Raw genomic sequence first — 26,729 nt, 5'->3', positions numbered from 1 at the left:
GCCAGAGTTTAGTACCAGGTTTTAAGACAAGATGGTACTAGGTACTGGAAGTAGGATGTTTGACACTTAAGGAGGTGCCTCAATGAGTTCTAAAGGCGCTGTAGACGCTGGCTTCAGACATGAGCAGCTGGGACTTACTCACGGACAAGTTATTGATATGTACAGATATATGTTGCTCGCAAGAAGATTTGACGAGCGCAACATGCTCCTGCAACGGGCAGGGAAAATTAATTTCCACGTTTCTGGCATTGGACAGGAGGCGGCACAAGTAGGTGCAGCTTTCGGCCTTGACCGGGAAAAGGACTATTTTCTTCCCTATTATCGGGATTATGGATTCGTGCTTGCGGTAGGAATGACGCCGCGCGAACTGATGCTGTCGGCATTTGCTAAGGCAGATGATCCCAATAGCGGTGGTCGCCAGATGCCAGGTCATTTTGGTAGTAAACGGCTACGTATTGTGACAGGCTCCAGCCCAGTAACGACACAGGTTCCGCATGCAGTGGGTGTAGCTTTGGCTGCCAAAATGCAGAAAAAGGATTTTGTATCATTTGTTACGTTTGGGGAAGGCTCCAGCAATCAGGGAGATTTTCACGAGGGCTGTAACTTTGCTGGTGTACAGAAGCTGCCAGTCATCATTATGTGCGAGAACAATCAATATGCGATATCGGTTCCGATTCATAAACAGTTGGCAGGCAAGGTAAGCGACCGTGCATTGGGATATGGATTCCCAGGGATTCGAGTCGATGGTAATGATGCGTTGGCCGTATATGCGGCGGTGAAAGAAGCACGGGAACGTGCTGTCCGTGGTGAAGGTCCTACGTTGATCGAAGCCATGATGTACCGTCTGTCTCCTCACTCCACCTCGGATAATGATCTGGCTTACCGAACCAAGGAGGAAGTGGATGAGAATTGGGCCAAGGATGGCGTAGCCCGTATGAAAAGCTACTTGATTGAATGCGGCATTTGGGATGAGGCCAAGGATGCGGATCTGTCGGCTGAGCTGCTGCTCGAAATCAAGGAAGCGATTGAATATGCAGATAATGCGCCTTTTCCAAAGCCCGAAGATACGCTGCTGCATGTGTATGCAGATAGCGATGGGGAGGGCCTGTAACGATGGCGATTATGGAATATATTGATGCGATTCGTCTTGCGATGAAAGAAGAGATGGAGCAGGATGAAACAGTTTTTGTATTAGGTGAGGATGTTGGGGTGAAGGGCGGTGTCTTTACAACGACAAAGGGACTGATGGACCAATTCGGTGAGCAACGTGTCATGGATACGCCATTGGCTGAGTCGGCTATTGCCGGGGTAGCGATTGGTGCAGCCATGTACGGAATGAAGCCGATTGCTGAAATGCAATATTCGGACTTCATGCTTCCGGCGACGAACCAGATTATTAGTGAAGCAGCTAAAATCCGCTACCGCTCTAACAACGATTGGAACTGTCCTGTTGTAATTCGCGCACCAATCGGTGGAGGGATCTTTGGCGGTTTGTATCACTCTCAGTGTCCAGAATCTATCTTTTTTGGTACGCCGGGTTTGAAAATTGTTGCTCCATTTACACCTTATGACGCAAAAGGATTGCTGAAAGCAGCCATTCGTGACCCTGATCCAGTGCTATTTTTTGAAAATAAAAAATCCTACAAGCTGATCAAGGGTGAAGTGCCTGAGGATGATTATATCGTTCCGATTGGCAAGGCTAATCTATTACGTGAGGGTGACGATATTACGGTCATCGGTTATAGCCAGCCTTTGCATTTTGTCATGCAGGCTGCTGAGGAATTGGAGAAGGAAGAGGGCATTACTGCACAGGTTGTGGATTTGCGCACACTCCAACCGCTGGACCGCGAAGCCATTGTTGAGGCTGCACGACATACGGGTAAGGTATTAATCGTGCATGAGGACAACAAAACGGGCGGCATCGGTGCCGAGGTATCGGCTATTATTAATGAGGAATGTCTGTTCGAGCTGGATGCACCGATTGAGCGCCTATGTGCTCCTGATGTGCCAGCCATGCCGATTAGCCCACCGATGGAGAAGTTTTATATGTTAAACAAGGATAAAGTGAAGGAAGCCATGCGCCGTCTTGCAATGTATTAATATAGGGAAGATTGGACGAAAGCATTCCAAAAGTGTAGTGGGGTAGCGGTAAAACGCGCCCTTCTATGATGTTAAGGAGTTGAAAAAATGTCAGACCAAACACAATGGAACGACGTGACCATGCCACAATTGGCAGAATCGCTCGTATCGGCGACAATTGCCAAATGGCTCAAACAACCTGGGGAAACGGTAGAGCAATTCGAGCCGATTTGCGAGGTTATTACAGATAAAGTGAATGCAGAAATTCCATCCACATTGGACGGCATTATGGGTGATCTGTTGGCAGAGGAAGGTCAGACAGTAGCGGTAGGTGAGTTAATTTGCCGTATTCAGACGAAGTCGGCTGCACCTGCAGTGGCATCAGGGGCGACACCTGTTGCACCAGCATCTCAAAGCACCGTACAAACACAAACTCAGCAGAGTGTTGGATCGGATCAGTCCATGAGAGGACGGTTTTCCCCAGCGGTGCAAACCCTGGCTGCTGAGCATAATGTGGACTTAAGCCAAGTACCAGGCACGGGCATGGGGGGACGAATTACCCGCAAAGACGTGCTGAATTATGTGCAGCGGGGCAGTTCCGCTGCCACTGGAGCATCTGGACAGCCGACTGTGACGGCAACAGGACAAGGCTCTCCTTTTGCAGGAAGACAGCAGTCTGCCCCTCAGTACAGTACACCGATTCAAAATATGGACCCTGCTATTCCGGTTCGTAACAGTGGGATTCATTTGACGGAGGCTCCAAAAGCTCCTGTGATCGAAGTTGAGGGTGGCAACAATAACAGATCCGAGTATTTTATTGATGTTACACCCATTCGCAGTGCAATTGCTCGCAATATGCGACAAAGCGTTTCGGAAATTCCACATGCATGGACGACGATTGAGGTGGATGTGACCAATCTGGTGATGCTCCGCAACAAGATTAAAAACGAATTTAAGCAAAAAGAAGGAATTAATATTACGTATCTGGCTTTCCTCATGAAAGCAGTCGTGAATGCAATCAAGGAATATCCGATTATGAATTCGGTCTGGGCAGTGGATAAAATTATCGTCAAAAGAGACATCAATATTTCGCTAGCCGTGGGTACAGAGGACTCCGTTCTTACCCCTGTTATTAAAAAAGCGGATCAGAAAAATATTGCTGGATTAGCTCGTGAAATTGACGATTTGGCACGTAAAACCCGGGAAGGCACGCTCAAATTGGACGACATGCAAGGCGGAACGTTCACTGTAAACAACACAGGCTCCTTTGGTTCCATTTTATCTTATCCGGTGATTAACTATCCGCAGGCTGCAATTCTTACCTTTGAATCCATTGTCAAAAGACCCGTGGTTATCGATGATATGATTGCAGTTCGCTCAATGGCTAATTTGTGCTTGTCGCTGGATCATCGTATTTTGGATGGAGTGATCTGTGGACGATTCTTGCAACGGGTTAAAGAAAATCTTGAAGGCTACACTTTGGATACGAAGCTGTACTAATCATCCGAACAGTTGAGGAAATGTACGGAGAGGAAGTGACAGGCCGTGAACAGACGACCGCTTGATGTAACCTATACGAATAGGATGGAATATGCCCATGCATGGGATGTCCAGAAGGAGATTGTGGGAAAGCTGGATGCGGGAGAGGCAAGAGAAACGCTTATGCTTCTCCAGCATCCACCGACCTACACGATTGGCTCTCAGCGGCATCCTGAGCATTTGCTCCTCACACCAGAGCAACTGAAGGAGCAGGGAATCAGCGTCTTTCAGATTGACCGTGGGGGAGACATTACATATCATGGGCCGGGGCAGCTTGTCGGATATCCTCTACTTATGCTCGGCAACCGGGAGGCGCTGAATCTGCATGGATACCTTCGAAGTCTGGAGGAAGTGATCATTCGGTTGTTGGCATCTTATGGGGTTGAGGGAAGTCGTAAGCCTGAATATACGGGGGTATGGATCGGGAATCTTAAAATTGCGGCCATTGGTGTCAAATTCAACAAGTGTAAGCACCGCCGGGGCTTCGTAACCAGCCATGGCTTTGCCTTTAACATCAAATCAGGGATACAGCATGAGGGCTTTGAGGGCATTGTCCCGTGCGGAATTCAGGAATACGGTGTGACATCATTGGAGGACTGCATACAGAAGCCTACGTCGGTGGAGCAGATTGCGAAGGAAATTGTACCGTACTTTGAACAGCAATTTTCATTTGCTGCGCAATGGCAAACGCATTCTTTCCAATAAAGGTAAGGCGGGCTATTGTGTATTTACACGGGAGCCCGCCTGTTTGCTTTACGTAACAGCTCGTCCACTCAAGGCTTCATAATGCCTTAGAGCAGCCGGATACCTTGAGCGGTATAGTTATTATAGTGGCATAATAAACGGCTCAATTACCATGAACAGTGTAGAACCAATCATAGCTGCGAGCATAATGTAGACGAAAAAACGAACCCATTTTTTGTTCGACATGTGTAACTCCTTTAGGATAGGTTTAAGTCATAGATAAGAACATCTATCCGTATTGTAGCGTAATCGGGAAAGAGAGGAAAGTTTAATGACAGTAAAAGTAGTAAAAGACCGAATCGTACAGGAATTTATGGAACTCGTACAGGTGGATAGCGAAACGAGAAATGAGCAGGAAATATCACGCGTCCTAAAAGAAAAGTTTAATGCTCTCGGGCTGGAAGTAATGGAAGACGATTCTCGTGAAAGAACTGGACATGGTTCAGGCAATCTGATCGTCACCTGGAAAGCGGAAGGTGTAGAGCAAGCACCCAAATTATTTTTTACCTGCCACATGGATACCGTTACTCCGGGTAAAGGCATTAAGCCGCAGTTGGGTGAGGATGGCTGGATTCGTAGTGACGGTTCAACGATTCTGGGGTCTGACGACAAGGCGGGAATTGCTGCTTTGTTCGAGGCGATTCGTGTCGTGCGTGAACAGAATATTCCCCATGGTCAAATCCAGTTCGTGATTACGGCTGGCGAGGAATCTGGTTTGATGGGGGCACGTGCGATGAAGCCAGACGTGCTAGATTCTGATTTCGGATATGCTTTGGATTCGAATGGTGAGGTCGGCTCTATTTGTATAGCTGCCCCCACGCAGGCACGTATTGAAATGAAGATTACTGGGAAGTCCGCTCATGCGGGGGTAAATCCCGAAGATGGCATTAGTGCCATTCAGGTCGCTTCTAAAGCAATTTCTAAAATGAAACTAGGACGGATTGATAAGGAAACGACCGCTAACATCGGCAGTTTTGAGGGCGGCGGCGCGACGAATGTGGTATGCGATTTTGTGTTGATCCGTGCAGAGGCACGTAGTATTGTGCAGGAAAAGGTTAATCATCAAATTCAGCATATGCGTGAAGCGCTGGAAACCACCGCACGCGAATTTGGTGCACAGGGAGAGTTCCGCAGTGAAGTCATCTATCCGGCATTCAGCTTTACGGAGCATGATGAAGTTGTACAGGTTGCACAACGTGCAATTCAAGGACTGGGACTGGCAACGCCAACCTTTCATTCCGGTGGTGGCTCAGATGCAAATGTGTTCAACGGGCTTGGAATTCCGACGGTGAATTTGGCTGTGGGCTATCAGAACATCCATACAACAGAGGAAAAGATCAAGGCCGATGACCTGGTGAAGGTTGCTGAAGTTGTCGTAGCTCTGATTCAAGAAACCACAAAATAAACTTGTATCATACACTTGCAATATATTGAAAAAAGGTTCAGGTTAAAGACAGGAACAGTGTTCCTTCGTCTTTAGACCTGAACCTTTTTTGGAACAACTAGCGAAGCGATAGTGGCTGTAGGTCCGTGTTCCTTTTGCCATTGGCGCAAGAGTGCTTGAATCTGCCAAGCTTTACCAACGATATGGAGGGTGCTTTCAGTACGGTAGCTTTTCATTTCTGCATCTCCTCATGACAGGAAGTTTGTTATTCTACCACCAGCTTATGTACAAAGTGGACAAGTTAGACTAACTTTGGTGATAATTAATAAAGAAAGATAGATATGAAGGAGGAAACTTACTGATGAACGAGCAAACGAATGGACAATTGAACAATTCAACAAACGATGCACCTCGCAAGCCTTATTCGAATCCTGCGCTAGACGAAAAGACCGTGTCCACACAGCCTATCTTTGAGGGAAAGGTTATTACATTACAGGTGGACACGGTAGAGCTTCCCGACGGCTCCACTGGAAAGCGTGAGATCGTAAAGCATCCAGGTGCGGTGGCTGTTTTGGCTCTACATGAAGGGAAAATGCTGGTCGTGGACCAGTACAGACAGGCGATGGGGCGCTGTGAGGTGGAAATTCCTGCAGGTAAGCTGGAGCGGGGTGAAGACCCGATGGAAGCAGCGGGACGTGAGCTGAGAGAAGAGACAGGTTATACTGCCAAGTCGTTGAAGCTGCTGCATTCCTTTTATACCTCTCCTGGGTTTGCGGATGAAATCATTCATCTGTATGTGGCCGAAGAGCTGGAGTTAGGTGAGATGGAACCGGATGAGGATGAATTTCTGGAGCTGTTTGAGGTGACGCTGGAAGAAGCACAGACGCTCATTCGTGAAGGACGGATTAGTGATGCCAAAACGATTCTGGCCGTCTATGCATGGCAACTCCGCCAACTTACAGGGAGCTTCTAAGCGTATGGATGAAAATATAGTAGAACTTAACGACTACTTTGCAGACTTGCATATTCATATTGGCAGGACAGAGAAGGGAAATCCGGTCAAAATTAGTGGCAGTCGCGATCTGACCTTTGCCAACATAGCTAAGGAAGCCTCCGGTCGCAAAGGAATTGGGCTGATCGGTATCATTGACTGCCATGCACCTAATGTACAGGAGGATATTCGTACCTATTTACATACGGGTGAAATGAAGGAAATCAGCGGCGGCGGTATCGCATACCAGGATACGGTTATTCTCCTTGGCACGGAGCTGGAAATACGTGCTGAAGGTCGCCCTGAGGCGCACGTACTGGCCTACTTTCCAGATCTGGCGGCGATGGAGGATTTTACCCAATGGCTGGCCCGGCATATGAAAAATGTTAATCTCAGCTCACAACGAATCTATGCACCGCCACGCGAGTTGCAGCAGCAAATTTACGGACGTGGAGGCATTATGGTGCCAGCGCACGTGTTTACTCCTCATAAGGGCATATACGGCAGTTCAGCGGCCCGTATGGAGGAACTGCTGGATATGGAGCTCATTAGTGGGGTGGAGCTGGGACTGAGCGCAGATTCGTCTATGGCCGGTTTAATTTCGGAACTGGATCGCTTCAGCTTTCTCACGAATTCAGATGCCCATTCACTCGGGAAAATCGGACGAGAATACAATAAATTATCACTGGCGAAGCCGTGTTTTGATGAATTCAGAATGGCTTTGGAGCGGCGGGAAGGACGACGGGTGCGTGCCAACTACGGATTAAATCCAAAACTGGGCAAATACCATCGCTCTTACTGTCAAAGCTGCGGTACGATTATTGACGAGCAACAGATGGCGGATGAACGCTGTCCTGACTGTGGTCATACCAAGCTGGTGCGAGGAGTGCTGGATCGAATATGGAGCATTGCCGACCGTGAGCAACCCATGATTCCCTCCCATCGTCCGCCGTACATTTACCAGATTCCACTGGAATTTATTCCAGGTCTGGGCAAAGCCAAGCTGAACCAGCTATTGGCTGCATTTGGAACAGAAATGAATATTTTACATGAGGTTACACAGGAGGAGTTAGCAGCAGTCGTCGGAAAAGTGCTGGCAGAGCAAATTGTGCTTTCACGCGAGGGGCGACTGTCGCTTGTATCCGGTGGTGGTGGAACATACGGCAAAATAGCTAAGTCCTAGTAAAGTCTTGTCCCTCTAAAGGCATATCAGCGTCTGCTTGTTCATAACCATAAATTATCTATGCCGCTGGCTTGGCACATCATTCGTGATGTTTGATCCGCAGCGAAAGCTGCCCCATTTCTAGCCATCAGCCGTCGGATTACGGTTGTTTTTTGGACAAACAAGCAGATGAAAGGGGCAGGACGCCGATGCAATGGTTTCGTCATACGTTAAAGGATCAGACGCCATATTATGTGTTCTTGGCTGTGCTGTTTCTGGTGGGAGTCGTCTTTGGCGCACTTATGGTAAACGCACTCTCGCTGGAGCAGTTACAGGATTTGTCCCGTTACCTGAAGGATTTTTTTGTAACGGTCAATCAAAACGAACAGGGATTCGCTGATTCGCAGGCGGCTTCGACCTTTTGGGATAGCGTATCTTTACATCTGAAATGGGTCGGCCTAATTTGGGTGTGTGGCCTTTCGGTTATTGGTCTACCGGGTATTCTTGTATTGAATTTCCTCAAGGGTGTGCTAATCGGATTTTCAGTAGGTTATCTGGTGGGGCAATATTCGTGGAAAGGACTGCTATTTTCTTTGGTTTCAGTTGCTCCCCATAACCTGCTCGTGATTCCGGTACTGCTCGTCTGCAGCGTGGCTGCGATGACTTTTTCCATCCATATGATCAAAACCAAAATACTCGCTACCCGGCCGTCAGACGGAATGCTGCGTCCGTTGCTGTCTTACGCAGGGTTGACTGCTGTGATGATCGTGCTTCTTATTGGTAGCGCGTCCTTTGAAACTTGGATCACCCCGGTTATGATGCAATGGGTCACTCCTATGCTGACAGCTTCCGTGTCATCTTGATCCGTTTCAAAATGTTTGACTTTATTTGTATAGACCCCCTATAATAATAGGAGTGAAAAAAGTGCAGTAGGCAGTAGCTTTGCAGGGGGAGGGAGACACATGGAAGCACGGATCGAAAAAATTAAGCAGCAGCTGCAATCCCAGGGCTACAAACTAACGCCTCAGCGGGAAGCCACCGTCAGAGTTTTACTTGAGAACGAAGATGATCATCTGAGTGCGGAAGATGTATTTATGCTCGTCAAAGAGAAAGCTCCCGAAATCGGTCTGGCAACCGTATACCGTACCCTAGAACTGCTAAGTGAACTGCATGTCGTGGAGAAAATTAATTTTGGTGATGGCGTTGCGCGTTATGATTTGCGCGGCGATACAACCAAACATCACCATCACCATTTGATATGTGTGCAGTGTGGCAGTGTAGATGAAATACTGGAAGATTGGCTTGGACCATTGGAGGAGCGCTTGGAACGGGAATATAACTTTACCGTAGTGGACCATCGTTTGGACTTCCACGGTATTTGTTATCGTTGTAAGGCGAAGAACGATACGACCGCTCAGAAATCTTTGGGCAAATCCAGAAAAAACAAATCTCAGGACTAAAAGCTGACTACCCAAGCTCTCACCGACGAAGATGCGTTCGGGAGAGCTTTTTTGGTTCGGAGCCTGTTGTTCGGGATTAAGCGGTATAAAAAGGAATAGCTTGTCATACCCTTCCATAGAGAGTCCTAATTAGGACCATATTCTGGGGAAAAGGCGGCTGATCCACATGGTACTATCGTTGCGGAGAGGACTAAAATGGCTACGTTTGGTAATCTTGTTCGGGGCGCTGGCATGTATGTTCTTTTTTAGCCTCAGGCTGTTTACAGATTGGATAACACCTGTAGATCATTACCGAATACCGGAAGGACATGCAGTGAAGGTATTTGGCGGACAAAAAGTAAATGAAGGGTCCGAGCATCGAATAGCAGTGTTGGAACGTTTACGTTTCTTTTACTGGTATGGTGAATAGTCTAAGTAATCGGTCTTGATGAGCTTATGAAATGATGAAGGTAGCACACGAAGAAGCAGGCGCTGAGACTGAACCGCTGTATGCAGAACAAGGAGACTTTTGGAACTCATGAAAATGTACATTCAACCTTTCGTTCAATTTATGGAAGAGGAAAAGGGTTTGTCGCGCAGCACTTTGGAAGCGTATCAACGAGACGTACAGCAGTTTGTCGAGTTCGCAGAAAGCTGTGGTATTGAGCAGCCGGATAATGTCCAACGGTCACATCTGGTACTGTATTTGGGCCATTTGAAGGAACAGGGAAAGGCTGCGGCGACAATATCACGTAGCGTCGCCTCCATTCGCTCCTTTTTTCATTTTCTTATTCGGGAGGGAATTACGATCCATGATCCGTCTGTTCTGCTGGAGCTGCCCAAAGCGACTAAAAAGAAGCCCTCGGTGCTAACGCAGGATGAGATAGAGCGTTTGCTGGCCGCGCCAGATGTGACTGCCCCGCAAGGGGTGCGAGACAAGGCGATGCTGGAGTTGCTGTATGCGACGGGCATTCGCGTATCAGAGCTGATTGCCTTAAACGTGCGTGACGTGCGCACCGATCTGCGCTTTGTGCACTGTGGCGGCGAGGCAGGCAAGGAGCGTGTTGTACCGATCAGCCGTGAGGCATCACAGTGGGCACAAGCCTATATGGACGAGCAGCGTCTATTATTGCTGAGATCCGGGCAGGGTGAAGAAGCTCAGGTAGAGCAGGATGCCATGTTCCTGAACGTATCTGGACAGCGTCTCAGTAGACAGGGCTTCTGGAAAATGATTAAGAAGTACGGCCAGGAAGCAGGCATAAGCGAGGATATCACGCCCCACACGCTGCGGCATTCCTTTGCGGTACATATGCTGGAGGGCGGAGCGGACTTACGCTCTGTACAGGAAATGCTGGGTCATGCTGATCTGTCAACGACGCAGGTATATGCGCAGACGGCCAGACGGAATATGAAGGAAGTATATGAAAAGCATCACCCGCACGGCGGCAACCGCACTTCTCATGAAAGCAAAGATCGAACATAACGATACTTTGGTTTCATAGAAAATGTGATAATGACTATAACTTTACGATTGTACAAGTCAGGAGAGATATTAATGTCAACAGCCAACCAAGCTACAATTCAGGAAGCAGCAGATTATATCCGCGCCAAGAGCGGAATACGTCCAGAGATTGGCCTTATTCTGGGATCGGGTCTCGGTATTCTGGCCGATTTAATTCAGGATGGAATTAGTATTCCTTATCAGGATATTCCCCATTTTCCTGTATCGACGGTAGAAGGTCATGAGGGTGAATTACTGTTAGGCACGATTGAAGGTCGCGCTGTCGTCATGATGAAAGGGCGCTTCCATATGTATGAGGGCTATGGCCCGCAGCTGACGGCTTTCCCAGTTCGGGTGATGAAGCAATTGGGGATTCAAAGTCTGCTGGTGACGAATGCAGCAGGTGGTGTAAATACTTCCTACGAAGCAGGCGATCTGATGGTCATCTCGGATCATCTTAATCTGACAGGACAAAATCCGCTGATTGGACCAAACGATGCCGGTCTGGGCGTTCGTTTTCCAGATATGTCGGAGGCGTACAGCCGCCGTTTGCGTGAAATTGCCAAGCAAACGGCTAACCAACAGGGCTTCAGCCTGCAGGAAGGTGTATATGCTGGATTGCTGGGACCTAACTATGAAACGCCTGCTGAAATCGTCATGCTGCGTACACTGGGTGCAGATGCAGTGGGTATGTCGACCGTATCTGAGGTTATTGTAGCCCGTCATGCAGGAATTGAGGTACTGGGCTTCTCTTGTATCACAAATATGGCCGCAGGCATTCTGGATCAGCCTTTGTCCCATGGTGAAGTGATGGAGACGGCAGAGAAGGTACGTGAGCAATTTTTAAAACTTGTGCTAGCGATTATTCCACAAATGTAGATTGGGGATCATGTTCAACCGAAGTGGTGGACATATATCCCAAGAGCCCCATATCCAAACGCCTTTTGATGGCGTGGGTATGGGGTTCTTTTTTACATACAGCGGTTGATTTGAGTAACATCTCCTAATGGAGAGGCTGTGTGCTCAATGCAGTTGAATTCGCTTTTTCTGCTACAGCCAGTGTATGTCGTTCTTGCACCTTGATCACAATAACCATAAAAATAATCCAGTAAATGGATAGCGAGTTCAGGAAACGGCTGTCCGTTATATTGTTCAATATGATAAACAGGAAAAAAACAGCTGCCGTCAGCCATGTATACATATCTGCTTTGCCAATTCTAAATTTAAATAAAGTGGTTATGGCGAGTGTAATGGTTGCCAGTAGTCCTGTAAGGCCCACATCGATCCACAGATCTCGGAAACCGCTATGGCTGCTTGTCAGATCAAAACGAATTCCATTCGCATAGATACTGGGCCGGGCTGCCCAGTAGGAGCCATAACCATGTCCGAACCAGTAATGGCTCTGAATCGCACCAGCAATCCCCTGCCAGATTTCCGTTCTTCCAGTTAAGGTCGTTGTCTTTCCGAATTCCGACGCAATCGCATCTCCATAAGTAAAAGTGAACACCAAACCCAAAAGAACGAGCAAGCAGGAACAGCTAATGAAGAAACCACGCAACGCAATGCTTCGGATTCTCTTGAATAGCAATATAAACAATATAAATACGAAGAACGAAGATGTCAGCATCAAAGAGGTGGTAGATTGGCACTTGATGAGCAATAAGGCATTGAGTAAGATGAAGCCAATATGCAAAACTTTATGTTTACCCCTGAAAAAGTAAATGACATGTGAAACAAAACCTAACAGAGAGAGAGTTCCGAGTGTATTTTTATGACCAGAGATGCCCTTCCATAGCCCAGTATGTTCCACGCCACCATGAATAGCAAAGGAGGGAACGAGCAAAACGGCGAGTAAATTGAGTATGCTCAAAATACTTAACGTAACGACTAAGAGACGAATGCAGCCCTGTATTGTATAATGGGTGGCCAAATAGAGCCCAAAGGTAGAGAAGGCAAGAAATTTGAGAACCATCAGCAAGGAAGAGGTCTGCTCTTGTTCAGCCCACAAACAGGAGGCAGCGATGTACAGCATGAGTAAAGTCAGCAACGGATTGTCGGCTAAGGTTGCGATCAATGATCTGAGTGAAGGTAGTAGCATGATATAGCTAAACAACAAGATGAGCAGGGAAATCGTGATAACTCTGGGAGACAAACCCTGACAAGCATAGGGAATCGAAAAAGCCAGTAAACCAGCTACTGTAAGTATATGTTTCACGGTTCCACCGCCTAGATACGTTATGTATCTATAATATACAAAACGTATCTTCTTGTACAATAATAATAAAATATTTATTTTCATTTTTCCCACGCCTAGAGCAAGCCCTCTTGTGCATATACTCAGTCCATGCTAAGAAAATGAAGGATTCTTCGGCTGGTCAAAGAGGAACTTTTTACGTTTTTAAACATGGGGGTGTTCGGGTGGCGGATCATTTTTTTACAGACCGTTTGAAGTTGAATTTGAGTGGTACGGGCAAAGAGTTAACGCCGCAGCAATTAAATGAAAATTTTAAAACCATTGAAAAAGAATTCATTGAACGCAGTGTAAACGTAAGCTGGTTTGGAACTGCTGGTGATGGTATTCAGGATGATACGGCAGCTTTGCAGGAATTGATTAATAAGACCCCCGATTATTCTATTCTTCACATTCCCAGTGGACGATACAAAATAACCTCTACCCTACAGATTCGCAAGCAGGGTGTACGCATTTTTGGCATTCATAAGGGCAGATACCGACAAGGCAAAGGGGTTACGTCGATTGAATATTATGGTACGGGCCCTTGTTTTCAAATTGGAGATGAAAGTCTACCAACGTTTAGCGGATTTCAAAATGTGCAGTTTCATGACTTATCGATCCGGTACGAGGGGGCTGACAGAGCCACATTAAATAATCCGTTTTCGCAGTCGGTGAAGCGTGGATATTATGGTAAAGGTACTTTGGGTATTCAGGATTGGAAGGGCGGCGGAGTTGCCCTGGATAATGTCCTAATTGAGCATTTCGAAACGGCTTTTTGGGGCTACGAAAGTGATGTCAATTTATTTAAATGCACAGAGATTAATTACAATAAAACAGGGATTCACTTGCAGAATAGAAGTTCACAGTTTACTAGCATAGCGCTTTTTACATTGGGGAACGATACGGCATTGGATCTGAATAGCTCCAACGGGGCTAGATTTTTGGCTAGCCAGCACATTAAGGATGGAAGTTCCAATGATATTCCCATTCTCATTAATGATTTTATGAACGCTGAATTTATAGGCTGCTGGTTTGAGGGACTAAGCAGAGAGCATAAGATGACAGTACCTTCTTTTATTCAAATTGGTGCTACTAAAGAAACCAAAAATGTGGCATTGCGTGACTCCATTTTAGCGATAGCGGATAAATTCAATGATACCCAATCCGTATGTAACTATTTTGTAGATGTGGTCATTGGCAAAAAAGTTTTGGTGGACGAGGTGGGAGGGTATCCCCGTAATCTAAAAAAGCTTATTTCTTTCTCTGGTAGTTCTTCCACACAGCAGGTGACACTTCGCTCACATTTGGATTTTAACTATAACAATAATCGTTATGACGAGAATAATGGGACAGGGCAGGCTTTGCTGCTGGTCGAGAAATACTCGAACAACGGAATTGAGCATTTGGACGAAACCTTTGTTAAAGCCTACCTGGGAGCGAGACAAAATCTTCCGGCAGGTAGTTGGCAGAAGGTGAAGTTCAATCAAATCAACCAGGATGAGCTGATCGAATTCGATGCGGTGAATAGTCGATGGCGAGCCAAGCGAGCTGGGAAATACAGAATACAAGTCTACATTTCGACCGATCCCCAAGTTGATGGAAACCGTACACGGTTAGCACTTCACTTGAATGATGAGCAGCTTGCCGGGAGTTCCGCCTATGCTTATCTCGATGACAGGATAATTGGCGGACTGAACTATAGTGCATTGAGTGGAGCAATGGAACTTAGACTGGAAGCGAATTCTTTTATTGATATACGGGTGTTCAGTCAAAATGCAATGGATATTCTACCAGGTGGAGGTATCACATATCTCACCGTAAGCCGAATTTAAACAATTATTTCACAGACGATAGATGTTCTGTCATTTTAGATATTGGAAAATGCGCACCATGCTGACTCAGCTTGGTGCTATTTGATGTTTTTAGTCATATGGAATATTTTTCTTTCATTCTGACGACAATGGTTAGCAGCACAGCGAATAGGCCGGAGGAGTAAGTAAATAGGCTCCGGTGGTTTACGCCAATATGTTGAGGAGGGAACCGATTGTGAAGAAAAAAGTGGTGGCGTTCATCCTGGCTTGCCTGGTAGCCTTGACTGCCGTCCCTGTCGGCGGTTGGGCCGAAGAAAGCATACCTGATAGCAAAACCAAAGAGGGATCAGCGGCTGAGCTAGCTCCCCAGGCTCTCTCGGCGATCCTGATGGATGCAGATACGGGCACAGTCATCTATGAAAAAAACAGTCGTGAAAAGCTTCCTCCAGCGAGCATCACCAAGATTATGACGATGTTGCTAACAATGGAGGCCATTCAGGATGGCAAGCTTAAGCTGACCGATAAAGTTCGTGCCAGCGAATATGCATCTTCAATGGGGGGCTCGCAAATTTTCTTGGAGCCGGGAGAAGAAATGACGGTCGATGAGATGCTGAAGGGAATTGCGATGGCTTCAGGCAACGACGCCTCTGTGGCGATGGCTGAGAAACTTGCAGGGTCTGAGCAGGCATTTGTTGAGATGATGAACGCCAAGGTGCAGCAACTCGGGCTCAAGGATACGCATTTTGCCAATTGCAACGGTTTACCCGTAGAGAATCACTATTCTTCTGCGCATGATATTGCGGTTATGAGTCGGGAGTTGTTGAAATACCCGCAAATTACGAAATATACGGGAGCCTATCAGGACTATTTGCGTAAGTCCTCAGTCAAGCCCTTTTGGCTGGTGAATACGAATAAACTTGTCCGTTTCTATACTGGAGCAGACGGGCTGAAAACAGGCTATACGGCAGAAGCAAAGTTCTGTCTTTCCGCTACCGCGAAGCGTGATGGCTTGCGTGTCGTGGCTGTCGTGCTCGGGGAGCCAAATACGAAGATACGCAACAATGAAGTGTCTTCCATGTTCGACTATGCATTTTCTCAATATACAATGAAATCCATATACAAGCCGGGTGAATTGCTGGGCAGCGTAAAAGTTGAAAAAGGCGTGTTGCCAGAGCTGAAAATTCAGGCTGATCGTTCTTACAGTGTGCTGGTGAAAAAAGGTGGCAACAAACAAACGTTGCGTCATGAATTGCAACTGGCCCCAAGCCTCAAAGCTCCTGTCCGGGCTGGTGATCCAGTTGGTAAGCTGGTCGTCTATCAGGATGGACAACGGCTTAAGGAGTTTAATATCACTTCGCCTGTGGCTATCGAGAAGGCCGGATGGTGGAAATTGTTTAAACGTACCATGTCGAACCTATTTTCTTTGTAGATTTTACGGGGTTTTCTTCTAGTTTTGTCGGAGGGCAGGAATCGTCTGCGGCTACGTAGAAATCCTTGTCCAAGACCGGGAGGAGAGTGAGCAAGCATGAACCTGCAAATTGAAATGGAGCATCACCGGGGGGTACTGATTGTAAGGCTGTCTGGTGAGCTTGATCACCATACGTCGGACATGGTCCGTATGCAAATGGATGAGGCGATTCAGCGCCGGCAATGCGAGCATATTGTGCTCAGCCTGAAGAATCTTCAGTTTATGGATAGCTCCGGCCTTGGCGTTATCTTGGGACGGTACAAACTGATCAAGCAAAAGGGCGGAAAAATGGCAGTCTGTGATGTCAATCCGCCAGTACACCGACTGCTGGATATGTCAGGGCTGTTCAAAATCATGCCCATTTATGACAACGAGGGAAATGCGCTCACGGAACTGGAGGTAGTGTCATGAGAGAAGGCACGGGTAACAATTTCATGAGCTTGCAGTTTGCTGCAAAATCCGAGAATGAAGCATTTGCTCGTGTGGCTGTCGCGGCCTTTATTTCCAGGCTTGATCCCACAATGGATGAGCTAAGTGATTTGAAAACCGTGGTGTCTGAAGCGGTGACAAACAGTATCATTCACGGCTATGACAGCGACCCGTCAGGTGTCGTAACGATTAGAGTCGGGATTGAAGCGGACGTGATCACGTTGGTTGTTGAGGACGCAGGCCGAGGAATTGAGGATCTAGAACTCGCCAAGCAGCCTTTATATACGTCCAAACCTGAATTGGAACGCTCCGGCATGGGCTTTACAATTATGGAAAATTTCATGGATGAGTTTGAAGCAGTCAGTGAGCCGGGCGGAGGCACGTCGGTCCGGATGAAGAAAAGGATTGAATCCAAGAAAGCTTTATATAATTAGGAGTTGATCCTATGGAAGCAGGAGGAAAAAAAACTTCGCACAGCTATTTAGAGGATGCGGAAGTCAAGCGGCTTATTGCATTGAGTCAATCCGGTGATAATGAGGCTCGTGAGACACTGGTCAATAGTAATATCCGGCTCGTCTGGTCTGTCGTGCAGCGCTTTATGAACCGGGGGTATGAACCTGACGATCTTTTTCAAATTGGTTGCATTGGCTTGTTAAAATCGGTGGATAAATTCGATCTCAGCTACGAAGTCAAATTTTCAACATATGCAGTACCGATGATTATCGGTGAGATTCAACGGTTCTTGCGTGATGACGGTACACTCAAGGTTAGCCGTTCCTTGAAGGAAACGGCCAATAAGGTCCGCAAAATGAAGGACGAGCTATCCAAACGGCTCAACCGCCTGCCTACAGTCAAGGAAGTTGCTGATGAGCTGGGAGTGACGCCAGAGGACGTTGTTTTTGCGCAGGAGGCCAATAAGCCGCCTACTTCAATTCACGAAACGGTGTTCGAAAATGACGGTGATCCGATTACACTTATGGATCAGATTGCTGACGAATCCCAGGAAAGATGGTTTGACAAGCTGGCACTCAATGAGGCCATTGGCGGACTATCTGAGCGGGAGCGGTTGATTGTGTACCTGCGCTATTACCGGGATCAGACGCAATCAGAGGTTGCAAGTCGGCTTGGTATTTCTCAGGTGCAGGTATCACGGCTGGAAAAAAAGATTTTACAACTGATCCGCGATCAGATTGCCCAATAATAACAGTCAGGATCTTAGTGAAATCCTTATGCTTACGTATTTTTAAAGGGTATTCCAAAGCCATTTTAATGGTCAGGGGTACTCTTTTTTGCGTGGGATAAAAGACAATACACAGAATAGGTTTCCTTGCTTCGTTCCATACTAACTGATAATTACGAGGATAAGGAGGGGATCGGATGACTCATACTCCGGCTCCTACAGTAGCTCCTATTGTCTACTTGCGGCTCCGCAGCCGTGTCCGCATGATACAAGGACAGGATTTACATTTGGGTGATGTAGCCAATTTGCTGACTAATCCTGAATGGGAAAAGGAACTGCTTGAGCTTGTTCTCAAGCGGCCGCAGCACCAGGACGGTAATCTGATACTGATAGATATGCTGCAGATCATAGCAAAAATTAGAGATCATATTCCGGGGGTCGTAGTTGAATCTCTTGGGAAGCCGCATGTACTTGTCGAACTCGTGGAGAAACCCCGTAAGCCGTCCAAAATACTGTTTGTTTTGGTATGGGTGCTTCTGTTTTTTGGCTCTGCGCTGACAATTATGAATTTTCATGCCGACGTTAGCATGATGGAAGTACAGGTTCGGATTGTGGAGATGATTACGGGACATAAGGATGAGCATCCGTACCTGTTTCAAATTGCTTACTCAATCGGCATCGGCTTTGGCATGATCGTTTTTTTTAATCACTTGTTCAAGAAAAATTGGAACGAGGAGCCGACACCGCTGGAGGTGGAAATGTATCTGTACCAGGAAAATGTGGATCAGTATGTTGTGGCAGAGGAATATGAAAAGATGGCCCGTCTGCAGACAAAGGCTAAGAAACCATGATATTTGTACAGGCTGCACTTCAGATTATTTTAGGTATTGCTGGGGGCCTTGCGGTGGGTAGCGGTGTAATTGCTTTTTTTATTGTGCTGGATATCATGCCGCGATTAGCTCAACTCACCCGTACGTATAAAAAATCACGTGCATACGAAAAGGCAATGATTATAGGTTCAGTGCTGGGGACTGTGGTCGATTTTTGGAACATTTGCTTGCCACTACCGGGCATATTTACATGGATACCTGGGCTATTTTGCGGAGTGTTTATTGGTTTGCTCGCTGCGGCTTTAACGGAGGTATTAAATCTCCTGCCTATACTCGCCAAGCGACTCCACATGACCGTGTATATGCTCGGTCTGCTAATGGCAATGGTGCTTGGTAAGGTGACGGGTTCCTTATTTGACTGGTTTGTATACAACCGTTAACAACGAAAGCGAAGGGGACAAGGAATATGGATCACAGAGCGGATCAAGAGCATCGGGAGCAGCATCAAGAAGACGGGGTAATCGGAAGGGAATATCATACTGGCGAAGAAAAGTTGAGTCCATGGCAGGAAAAGCAGGCGCAGGAATCTGCACGTTTTAAACACAAAAAAGAGAGTGAGCGATCTGATAACGTAGAGGAGTCCGTTCGCTACTGGCAGGCCGAAGATAATATATCGCCGAGGATGAAGGATAACAAGAATACACTTGAAACAGTATTAGGTTTGGGGGAGACCTTTGATGTCGTATTCAGGGAAATGACACTGGGAGGGCGTCATACTGGATATCTGTTCCTGAATACCTTTGCGAAGGATCAAATTATGCTTGAAGTGCTAAAGCGGCTCACCTATCTGACGCCGGATAATCTCTCTTCCGATGGACTACAAGCGTATTTCGAAAACTTTATTCCACATATTCAGGTGGAGAAGACAGATAAGATGTCAGTCGTCATTAACAAGGTACTGACGGGGATGAGTGCCTTTTTCATGGAAGGTGAACGTTTTTCCCTTATTCTGGATACCCGTAATTATCCGGTGCGTAGTCCAGAGGAACCCTCTTTGGAGCGGGTTGTGCGCGGTGCCCGCGACGGGTTTACTGAAACAATGCTTACAAATGTAGGTCTGGTACGCCGGCGTTTGCGGGACCCAGGACTTAAATTTGAGGCTATGCAGGTCGGACGCCGAACTCGAACGGACGTATGCTTGGGCTATATTGACGATATTGTAGATAAGGTGATGGTGGATACTGTACGAGACAAAATTAAAAATGTTAATTTGGATGGTATTCCGCTGGCCGATAAGCAATTAGAGGAGACGATTATCAATAAAGGTTGGAATCCATATCCATTAGTACGATATTCGGAGCGACCAGATGTCGTGGCATCGCATATTATGGAAGGGAGACTCGTTATTTTCGTAGATACCTCACCCAGCGTGATGATCTTGCCTACCACTTTTTTTGACTTGTGTCAGCATGCAGAAGAAAATCGGCAAACCGCTTTTATGGGAAGTTATTTGCGGTGGGTACGTTTTTTAGGCATATTCGCCTCAATGTTTCTGCTTCCGATGTGGCTGCTAATGGTCATCAATCCCGAATTAAAACCAGCTTTTCTTGATTTTATTGGTCCTCAAAAGGAAGCACATCTTCCGCTGATTGCACAGTTTATCATCGTGGAACTAGGGGTCGATCTCATGCGAATGGCGGCTGTGCATACTCCGACACCACTGGCTTCCGCTATGGGCTTGATCGCAGCCATTCTGGTCGGTGATATAGCGGTTAAGACGGGACTTTTCGTGAATGAGGTCGTGCTGTATATGGCTGTCGCTGCCATAGGAATGTTCGCAACACCGAGCTACGAGCTGGGGCTGGCAAATAGACTGATTCGACTATTCCTGCTGGTTGCTGTTGCGATTTTTCACGTACCGGGCTTTGTCGTGGGTACGACACTGATCATTTTGATGCTGACGCTGCATCGGTCATATAATTCTTCGTATTTGTGGCCGTTCATTCCTTTTAATGCCAAAGCGTTAGCTTCCATCTTGTTCCGTATGCCTGTACTAGATGCGGCTAACCGCCCGTCATCTAACAAAACGAGGGACAATACGCGTATGCCCCATACGGATGCCGACACAGATTCGAACTCAGGCAATGGACAGGAGCATTAATATAAATGATCTGCATAAAAATCCATTGTTCTTGATGTTTTTTTTGCTATACTGGTGTAAACATTCGATGGAATATGACTAGCTTGTTCCAGAAAGAGAGGCGCCAGAACATGTATTTGCATGGAAGCAGTAAAATTAACAGCAATGGACATTTGGAGATCGGCGGTTGTGATACAACGCTTTTGAAAGAGCGTTTTGGCACGCCGCTATATATTGTTGACGAACAGTTAGTCCGCCGGCGTTGCCGGGAATTCATAGAAGCTTTTCGTGAAACTGGATTGAAGTTTCAAGTTGCTTATGCAAGCAAAGCGTTTTGTGTTATGGCGATGTGCGCTTTAGCTGCTGAAGAAGGGATGTCGCTTGACGTTGTTTCCAGTGGAGAATTATTTACTGCGCTACAAGCAGGGTTCCCGGCAGAACGAATCCATTTTCACGGCAATAACAAAACACCGGAAGAAATTGAAATGGCGTTAGGTGCGCAAATTGGTTGCTTCGTCATCGATAGCGAAATGGAGTTGCATTTGTTGCAGGCCCTTGCCTCTGAGAAGGAACAGCAGGTGAATATCTTACTGCGGGTTACACCAGGGGTTGAGGCGCACACGCATGAATATATGGCCACAGGTCAAGAAGATTCGAAATTTGGCTTTGACATTGGGAACGGTACAGCACGCCAAGCAGTGGAACAGGCTATCAAGCTAGATCATCTTAACCTGCTGGGGGTACATTCTCATATCGGTTCGCAAATATTCGAAGTGAATGGCTTCCAAATGGCTGCTGAACGGGTTGCAGCTTTTTCCAGAGAAATTAAGGAACAGCTTCAGTTTTCTTTCAAAGTGATTAATCTGGGTGGGGGATTTGGCATTCGCTACACAGAAGAGGACACACCGCTGAAAGTTTCCACCTATGTGCAGGCTATCGGCGAAGCGGTGAAAACTTATTTTTCAGGACTTTACGATGAACTTCCAGAAATTTGGATTGAGCCGGGACGCAGTATTGTAGGTGATTCAGGCACGACCTTATATACGGTAGGAAGCATCAAGGATATTCCGCAAGTACGTAAATATGTTTCGGTAGATGGTGGGATGACAGATAATCCACGCCCTGCACTGTATCAGGCCAAGTATGAAGCGATGCTGGCTAATCGAGCGCAGGATACGAACGAAGAGACGGTGTCCATTGCGGGCAAATGCTGCGAAAGCGGCGATATGCTGATTTGGGATGTAGAGCTGCCTCGTATAAATAGCGGCGACTTGCTCGCTGTTGCCTCAACCGGAGCCTACAATTACTCGATGGCGAGTAATTATAACCGAATACGTCGACCTGCAGTTGTATTTGTCAACAACGGTGAGGCCGAGTTGGTGGTGCGTCGGGAAACCTACGAAGATATCGTACGCAACGATGTTGTGCCACAGCGCTTGGTTCGTGATCAAGCCAGTCCGGCGGTTCAGCCCAACGCCAAGATTACGGTTTCGTCCTGATTTTAACATTGTAAGATCAAGCAGGCCATTGAGTCGGTAATCATATACCGGGGTCAATGGCCCTTTTTTTTTGGACAAGACTTTGCTAAGCGCGGCAATTCATAGTAAACTGGAACTTGATGTTATTTAGTTCTCAAAACAGGTTGAAAAGGAGATACAAACAATGAAAAAAGGTAGAATAGATCTTGAAAACGGCGGTATCGTCGAAATTGACTTTTTCCCAGAAGAAGCTCCAAACACCGTTGCTAACTTTGAAAAGCTGGCAAACAGCGGTTACTACAACGGTTTGAGCTTCCACCGTGTCATTCCTGGCTTTGTTGCTCAAGGTGGTTGTCCGATCGGTAACGGTACAGGCGGTCCTGGTTACACGATTGACTGTGAAACAGCTACGAATACAACAAAGCATGCCAAAGGCGTTCTGTCCATGGCTCATGCAGGTCGCAACACAGGTGGCAGCCAATTCTTTATCTGCTACGCTCCACAACCACATTTAGATGGAGTACATACTGTATTTGGTAAAGTAACCAAAGGTATGGAATTCATTGATGCTGTAAAGCAAGGCGACAAAATGAAAGAGGTTAAAGTATTTGACGTGTAATTTTACCGTTAATTACATGATCTTTTTTTAATAGCGTTGCACCTAAGCCGTTCTGTCTTTGGACAGGGCGGCTTTTGTTGTCTTTTGTTTGACGGTTTATTGATTTTCGCAATCACGTAGGCATTACAGTGCGTAAGATCACATTCGAAAAGTAAGTGTTGTGATAGCCTTTTCATAAGAATGCAATTTCCAATTTTTTTTATATGAGTATTCAAACTCGTTAAGGATTGGAAAAGAAGGGGGCTTATCACATTGTCTATTTTAACGAGCACAAATCGACTCGGATTTTTTGAAATCCGGCTGGAATCCATTGGTGGACTCGGCGCTAATCTGGCTGGCAAAATGTTGGCCGAAACCGGGGTGCTTGGTTTGGGGCTGAATGCTTCAAATTTTTCGTCCTACGGTTCGGAAAAAAAGGGAACTCCGGTTAAAAGTTTCGTCCGTTTCTGTGAGCCAGAAGTCGATATTCGGGATCACAGTCCGATTGAGCAACCGCATGTGGTAGGCATTTTCCATGAAACGTTATACAAAACGGTAAATGTAATCAGCGGACTGCCAGCGGATGGGATTGTAGTGGTTAATTCCACGCGTCCAGCAGAAGAAATACGGGCTGATTTGGGACTGGTATCCGGAACATTAGCGGTGGTGGATGCGATGGGCATCGCACTGGAAGAGCGAACCAAACTAAATACGTCCATGCTCGGTGCCTTGTTCCGTGTCTGTGACTTCCTGGACCCGGAAGCGATGAGATCGGTTATACGCAGTACCTTTGAAAAGAAAAATCCACTGTTAGTGGAACCTAATCTGCGTACGTTTAACCGTGGTTATGATGAAATGGAACTGCACGTATATCCGGTTACTGATGACGCGCAGGATCGGGTTTTTGAACGTCCGCAGCCATTGCTGGGATACGAAACGCAATTACTGGGGGGCGTTATTGCAACTCAGGGAAACAGCATAACGAGAGATGTTAGTGGTTCACGTCAGGGGTATGTGCCTGAATATGAAGTTGATAAATGTACCCATTGTGCCAAGTGTGATTCGATTTGCCCGGATTACTGTTTTGTATGGGAAGAGCAAGCAGACAAACGCGGAAGAATGATGCCATTTTTGCAAGGGATTGATTACCAGTATTGCAAAGGATGTCTGAAATGTGTAGATATTTGCCCATCGGGGGCACTAAGCTCGCGTCGCGAGCAATGGGGATGGGCTGAACAGAATCGAGTTGCCCACCAATTTCCGGTATATGAAGGAGGGCGTGCGTAATGGCAAAACTGGAGGAAGAACTCAAACAGACAGGCGCCGCGCAAGTGACAACGTTCGAATCCGGTAATGAAATGGCAGCAACGGCGGCTGCGCAGATTAATTATCATATGATGGGATATTTCCCGATTACTCCATCTACCGAGGTAGCGCAGTATCTAGATCAGATGAGAACGAGAGGTCAGCATAATATTAAGCTGGTTGCAGCAGACGGAGAACACGGATCGGCAGGGATTTGTTATGGAGCTGCCGCAGCGGGAGCGAGGGTGGTGAACGCCACTAGTTCGCAAGGTTTCCTGTACATGCTGGAGCAGTTACCTGTTCAGTCAGGTACCCGTTTTCCTATGGTTATGAATCTGGTGACACGAGCTGTCAGTGGTCCCCTAGATATTCGCGGAGATCATTCGGATCTGTACTATGGTTTGAATACAGGCTGGGTCATTTTGACGGCAAGTACACCACAGGCTGTGTATGATATGAACATTATGGCACTAAAAATTGCAGAGCACAGCGATGTTCGGCTGCCTGTAATGGTCGCATATGACGGTTTTTATACGTCCCATCAAAAACGTAAAGTGCAATATTTTGCCGATGCTGAGACCGTGCGTGGTTTTGTAGGTCCTAACCCGAACTTAAATTATCCGAATATTACGGATTTTGATCATCCTGTTACTGTGGGCGCGCATATGAACGGCGATGACTTGACGAATAATCATGTTCAGCTGTCCGAAGCACTGAAGCTGTCAGAAGGAGTATATGAGCAGATAGCAGCAGAATATGCCGCTTTATCCGGTCGGGATTACCCGATTTTAGATCTGTATCAAATGGAGGACGCTGAGGTTGCGGTATTTCTGTTGAATTCGGCGGCTGAATCGGCCAAGGATGTGGCTGATCAACTCCGCGCGCGCGGAATTAAAGCTGGTGTGATACGTCCGAACATCATCCGACCGTTCCCAGCCGCACAACTGCGGGAAGCATTACGCAATGTCAAGGCGTTGCTGGTAGGTGAGCGTGCAGACTCGTATGGGGCAGACGGCGGTAATTTAACGCATGAAATTAAAGCGGCCTTGCAGGAGGACCCGCTGAATCGGACACTCGTGTTGAGCCGTATCTTTGGCTTGGGCGGCAAAGATTTTTATGCAGAAGATGCAGAGGCGTTCTTCCAGCTTGCAATCGAGGCGGCAGAGGCCGGACGAGTAGAGAAGCCCTTTGATTACTACGGAATTAATTCGGGTTCACCGGACAAGGTGATGCCGCAAGTTATGCAGCCGCCACGTGGTAATGATTACCGTACGGGTCTGATTCAGGTTACGCCGGACGAGGAGACCGGGAAGCTCAAGGTCAAGGTACCACCTTTGCGGTCGTTGACAACCAAACCACGGCGTCTTTCACCAGGCCACGGAGCTTGTCCAGGATGTGGGGCATTGTCTGCGCTGGAACTGTTTTTCAAAGGTATTGAAGGGGATATTGTCGTGCTGTTCCAGACAGGCTGCGTATATGTGACGACGACAGGGTATCCATATACATCACACAAACAACCGATGATCCACAATCTTTTTCAAAACGGGGCCGCTACCCTTTCAGGAGCGCTGGAAGCTTACATGGAAATGAAACGGCGTAATGAAATTGAGATGTCGGACGATCCGACCTTTATCATGATTAGTGGTGACGGTGGGATGGATATTGGTATGGGTTCTGCGATTGGTGCGGCTCTGCGTAATCATAAGCTAATCATGCTGGAATATGATAACGAGGGGTACATGAATACAGGTTCACAGCAATCTTACTCCACTCCGCTCGGTCACATGACCAGTACGTCGGGTGTAGGTAAAATGCAAAAAGGAAAGCAAGGGCATCACAAGGATACCGTGCAAATCATGGCTGCTTGTAACATTCCGTATGCTTTTACCGCTGCTGAAAGTCATCCGCAGGATATGCTGCGTAAAGCAGCCAAGGCTCAATGGTATGCAAACAACGTGGGTACGGCCTATGGTAAAATCCTGTGCGCCTGTCCGCTGAATTGGAAATCCGAAGACAGACTGGGTACCAGCATTGTGGGCGCCGCAGTCGAGTCCTGTTTCTTTCCTTTGTACGAAATAGAGCAAGGCAGTACGACGATTACGTACAATCCGGAGGACAAAGGAAAACGAATTCCAGCTGCTGAATGGCTGAAATTAATGGGTAAAACGAAGCATCTTATTAAGGAGGAGGCTACGCTGGCGACCTTTGAACAGGAGATTGAGCGTCGCTGGACTATCCTGAAAAAGAAACATGAAATTTCAGAGCTATAATCCTGTTTTTTGCATAATCATCGATTAACATTGTTAGCCGCTGTTACTGTAGTGGCTCGATCAAGATTCTTTGCGCTTTTTGCGCAAAGAATCTTTTTTGTCGTTTATGGGTTGAAGCATAAAAAAACAGGTAATGATTTCCGATATA

The 26,729-nt window shown here is 46.9% G+C and carries 27 protein-coding genes; 24 read left to right on the top strand and 3 right to left on the bottom strand.

Annotated features, from left to right (window positions below; translation table 11 throughout):
• Window positions 1-82: 82 nt before the first annotated feature.
• The 4 genes from MLD56_RS15010 to lipB all read left to right on the top strand — a co-directional run bounded on the left by MLD56_RS15010 (window position 83) and on the right by lipB (window position 4,323).
• A complete protein-coding gene (locus tag MLD56_RS15010) occupies window positions 83-1,111 on the top strand; it encodes a thiamine pyrophosphate-dependent dehydrogenase E1 component subunit alpha (protein ID WP_029517281.1) in 1,029 nt (342 codons plus the stop codon).
• 2 nt (window positions 1,112-1,113) lie between these two features.
• Window positions 1,114-2,100, top strand: coding sequence for an alpha-ketoacid dehydrogenase subunit beta (locus MLD56_RS15005; protein WP_029517282.1), 987 nt, complete (start codon window positions 1,114-1,116; stop codon window positions 2,098-2,100).
• Window positions 2,101-2,187: 87 nt separating this feature from the next.
• On the top strand, window positions 2,188-3,579 hold the full coding sequence (locus MLD56_RS15000) for a dihydrolipoamide acetyltransferase family protein (protein WP_029517283.1): 1,392 nt from the start codon (window positions 2,188-2,190) through the stop codon (window positions 3,577-3,579).
• Between the two features lie 45 nt (window positions 3,580-3,624).
• Window positions 3,625-4,323: a lipoyl(octanoyl) transferase LipB gene (gene lipB, locus MLD56_RS14995; RefSeq protein WP_029517284.1), complete on the top strand. Its 699-nt coding sequence runs from the start codon at window positions 3,625-3,627 to the stop codon at window positions 4,321-4,323.
• A gap of 120 nt (window positions 4,324-4,443) precedes the next feature.
• On the opposite strand, the gene prli42 is transcribed toward lipB, so the two are convergent.
• Window positions 4,444-4,548: a stressosome-associated protein Prli42 gene (gene prli42 / locus MLD56_RS14990; protein ID WP_023989226.1), complete on the bottom strand. Its 105-nt coding sequence runs from the start codon at window positions 4,546-4,548 to the stop codon at window positions 4,444-4,446.
• Between the two features lie 85 nt (window positions 4,549-4,633).
• On the opposite strand from prli42, the gene MLD56_RS14985 reads away from it, so the two are divergent.
• Window positions 4,634-5,767: a tripeptidase T gene (locus tag MLD56_RS14985; protein ID WP_029517285.1), complete on the top strand. Its 1,134-nt coding sequence runs from the start codon at window positions 4,634-4,636 to the stop codon at window positions 5,765-5,767.
• Between the two features lie 71 nt (window positions 5,768-5,838).
• On the opposite strand, the gene mciZ is transcribed toward MLD56_RS14985, so the two are convergent.
• Entirely contained in the window at window positions 5,839-5,982 is a 144-nt protein-coding gene (mciZ, locus tag MLD56_RS14980; protein ID WP_080658620.1) for a Z-ring formation inhibitor MciZ, read from the bottom strand.
• A gap of 125 nt (window positions 5,983-6,107) precedes the next feature.
• Here mciZ and MLD56_RS14975 point away from each other — a divergent pair, with 125 nt between their 5' ends.
• The 7 genes from MLD56_RS14975 (at window position 6,108) to MLD56_RS14945 (ending at window position 11,718) form a co-directional block, all read left to right on the top strand.
• The gene (locus MLD56_RS14975; RefSeq protein ID WP_029517286.1) at window positions 6,108-6,719 is read left to right on the top strand and encodes an NUDIX domain-containing protein; all 612 of its coding nucleotides are present in this window, start codon (window positions 6,108-6,110) and stop codon (window positions 6,717-6,719) included.
• Between the two features lie 4 nt (window positions 6,720-6,723).
• Window positions 6,724-7,920 (top strand): endonuclease Q family protein, encoded by a 1,197-nt coding sequence (locus MLD56_RS14970; RefSeq protein ID WP_029517287.1) that lies wholly within the window; start codon window positions 6,724-6,726, stop codon window positions 7,918-7,920.
• A 188-nt stretch (window positions 7,921-8,108) separates the two neighbouring features.
• On the top strand, window positions 8,109-8,762 hold the full coding sequence (gene spoIIM / locus MLD56_RS14965; protein WP_029517288.1) for a stage II sporulation protein M: 654 nt from the start codon (window positions 8,109-8,111) through the stop codon (window positions 8,760-8,762).
• 99 nt (window positions 8,763-8,861) lie between these two features.
• The gene (locus tag MLD56_RS14960; protein ID WP_013310789.1) at window positions 8,862-9,359 is read left to right on the top strand and encodes a ferric iron uptake transcriptional regulator; all 498 of its coding nucleotides are present in this window, start codon (window positions 8,862-8,864) and stop codon (window positions 9,357-9,359) included.
• Between the two features lie 166 nt (window positions 9,360-9,525).
• Entirely contained in the window at window positions 9,526-9,768 is a 243-nt protein-coding gene (locus MLD56_RS14955; RefSeq protein WP_029517289.1) for a YqzK family protein, read from the top strand.
• 108 nt (window positions 9,769-9,876) lie between these two features.
• Window positions 9,877-10,821 (top strand): site-specific tyrosine recombinase XerD, encoded by a 945-nt coding sequence (gene xerD, locus MLD56_RS14950; protein WP_029517290.1) that lies wholly within the window; start codon window positions 9,877-9,879, stop codon window positions 10,819-10,821.
• Window positions 10,822-10,893: 72 nt separating this feature from the next.
• Window positions 10,894-11,718 carry a purine-nucleoside phosphorylase gene (locus MLD56_RS14945; protein WP_013310786.1) on the top strand — a complete coding sequence of 275 codons (825 nt, stop codon included), beginning with the start codon at window positions 10,894-10,896 and terminating at the stop codon, window positions 11,716-11,718.
• A gap of 124 nt (window positions 11,719-11,842) precedes the next feature.
• On the opposite strand, the gene MLD56_RS14940 is transcribed toward MLD56_RS14945, so the two are convergent.
• Window positions 11,843-13,054, bottom strand: coding sequence for an O-antigen ligase family protein (locus MLD56_RS14940; protein ID WP_029517291.1), 1,212 nt, complete (start codon window positions 13,052-13,054; stop codon window positions 11,843-11,845).
• 203 nt (window positions 13,055-13,257) lie between these two features.
• On the opposite strand from MLD56_RS14940, the gene MLD56_RS14935 reads away from it, so the two are divergent.
• The 12 genes from MLD56_RS14935 (at window position 13,258) to MLD56_RS14880 (ending at window position 26,581) form a co-directional block, all read left to right on the top strand.
• The gene (locus MLD56_RS14935; RefSeq protein ID WP_029517292.1) at window positions 13,258-14,904 is read left to right on the top strand and encodes a glycosyl hydrolase family 28-related protein; all 1,647 of its coding nucleotides are present in this window, start codon (window positions 13,258-13,260) and stop codon (window positions 14,902-14,904) included.
• Between the two features lie 214 nt (window positions 14,905-15,118).
• Complete coding sequence (locus tag MLD56_RS14930) at window positions 15,119-16,312, top strand: D-alanyl-D-alanine carboxypeptidase family protein (RefSeq protein ID WP_029517293.1); 1,194 nt, start codon at window positions 15,119-15,121, stop codon at window positions 16,310-16,312.
• Between the two features lie 96 nt (window positions 16,313-16,408).
• Window positions 16,409-16,762, top strand: coding sequence for an anti-sigma F factor antagonist (gene spoIIAA, locus MLD56_RS14925; RefSeq protein WP_013310782.1), 354 nt, complete (start codon window positions 16,409-16,411; stop codon window positions 16,760-16,762).
• Window positions 16,759-17,214, top strand: coding sequence for an anti-sigma F factor (gene spoIIAB / locus MLD56_RS14920; protein ID WP_029517294.1), 456 nt, complete (start codon window positions 16,759-16,761; stop codon window positions 17,212-17,214). Before spoIIAA ends, spoIIAB begins: the two co-directional genes overlap by 4 nt.
• An 11-nt stretch (window positions 17,215-17,225) precedes the next feature.
• Window positions 17,226-17,981, top strand: a complete 756-nt coding sequence (gene sigF / locus MLD56_RS14915; protein ID WP_023989213.1) for an RNA polymerase sporulation sigma factor SigF — start codon at window positions 17,226-17,228, stop codon at window positions 17,979-17,981.
• A gap of 176 nt (window positions 17,982-18,157) precedes the next feature.
• Window positions 18,158-18,811 (top strand): stage V sporulation protein AA, encoded by a 654-nt coding sequence (locus tag MLD56_RS14910; protein ID WP_029517295.1) that lies wholly within the window; start codon window positions 18,158-18,160, stop codon window positions 18,809-18,811.
• On the top strand, window positions 18,808-19,230 hold the full coding sequence (locus MLD56_RS14905) for a stage V sporulation protein AB (protein ID WP_029517296.1): 423 nt from the start codon (window positions 18,808-18,810) through the stop codon (window positions 19,228-19,230). The genes MLD56_RS14910 and MLD56_RS14905 overlap by 4 nt, the downstream gene beginning before the upstream one ends.
• Before the next feature lie 26 nt (window positions 19,231-19,256).
• Window positions 19,257-20,951 (top strand): spore germination protein, encoded by a 1,695-nt coding sequence (locus MLD56_RS14900; RefSeq protein WP_029517297.1) that lies wholly within the window; start codon window positions 19,257-19,259, stop codon window positions 20,949-20,951.
• Window positions 20,952-21,061: 110 nt separating this feature from the next.
• Window positions 21,062-22,429 carry a diaminopimelate decarboxylase gene (lysA, locus tag MLD56_RS14895; RefSeq protein ID WP_029517298.1) on the top strand — a complete coding sequence of 456 codons (1,368 nt, stop codon included), beginning with the start codon at window positions 21,062-21,064 and terminating at the stop codon, window positions 22,427-22,429.
• A 163-nt stretch (window positions 22,430-22,592) separates the two neighbouring features.
• Window positions 22,593-23,027 carry a peptidylprolyl isomerase gene (locus MLD56_RS14890; protein WP_013310775.1) on the top strand — a complete coding sequence of 145 codons (435 nt, stop codon included), beginning with the start codon at window positions 22,593-22,595 and terminating at the stop codon, window positions 23,025-23,027.
• Between the two features lie 252 nt (window positions 23,028-23,279).
• Window positions 23,280-24,293 carry a 2-oxoacid:acceptor oxidoreductase family protein gene (locus MLD56_RS14885; RefSeq protein WP_029517299.1) on the top strand — a complete coding sequence of 338 codons (1,014 nt, stop codon included), beginning with the start codon at window positions 23,280-23,282 and terminating at the stop codon, window positions 24,291-24,293.
• Window positions 24,293-26,581 (top strand): thiamine pyrophosphate-dependent enzyme, encoded by a 2,289-nt coding sequence (locus MLD56_RS14880; protein WP_029517300.1) that lies wholly within the window; start codon window positions 24,293-24,295, stop codon window positions 26,579-26,581. Before MLD56_RS14885 ends, MLD56_RS14880 begins: the two co-directional genes overlap by 1 nt.
• The last annotated feature ends 148 nt before the right edge of the window (window positions 26,582-26,729 follow it).

Source organism: Paenibacillus peoriae (assembly GCF_022531965.1).
GTDB lineage: Bacteria > Bacillota > Bacilli > Paenibacillales > Paenibacillaceae > Paenibacillus > Paenibacillus polymyxa_D.
Note: the sequence above shows the minus strand (reverse complement) of the source record. Positions and strands in the feature narration are given on the sequence as shown.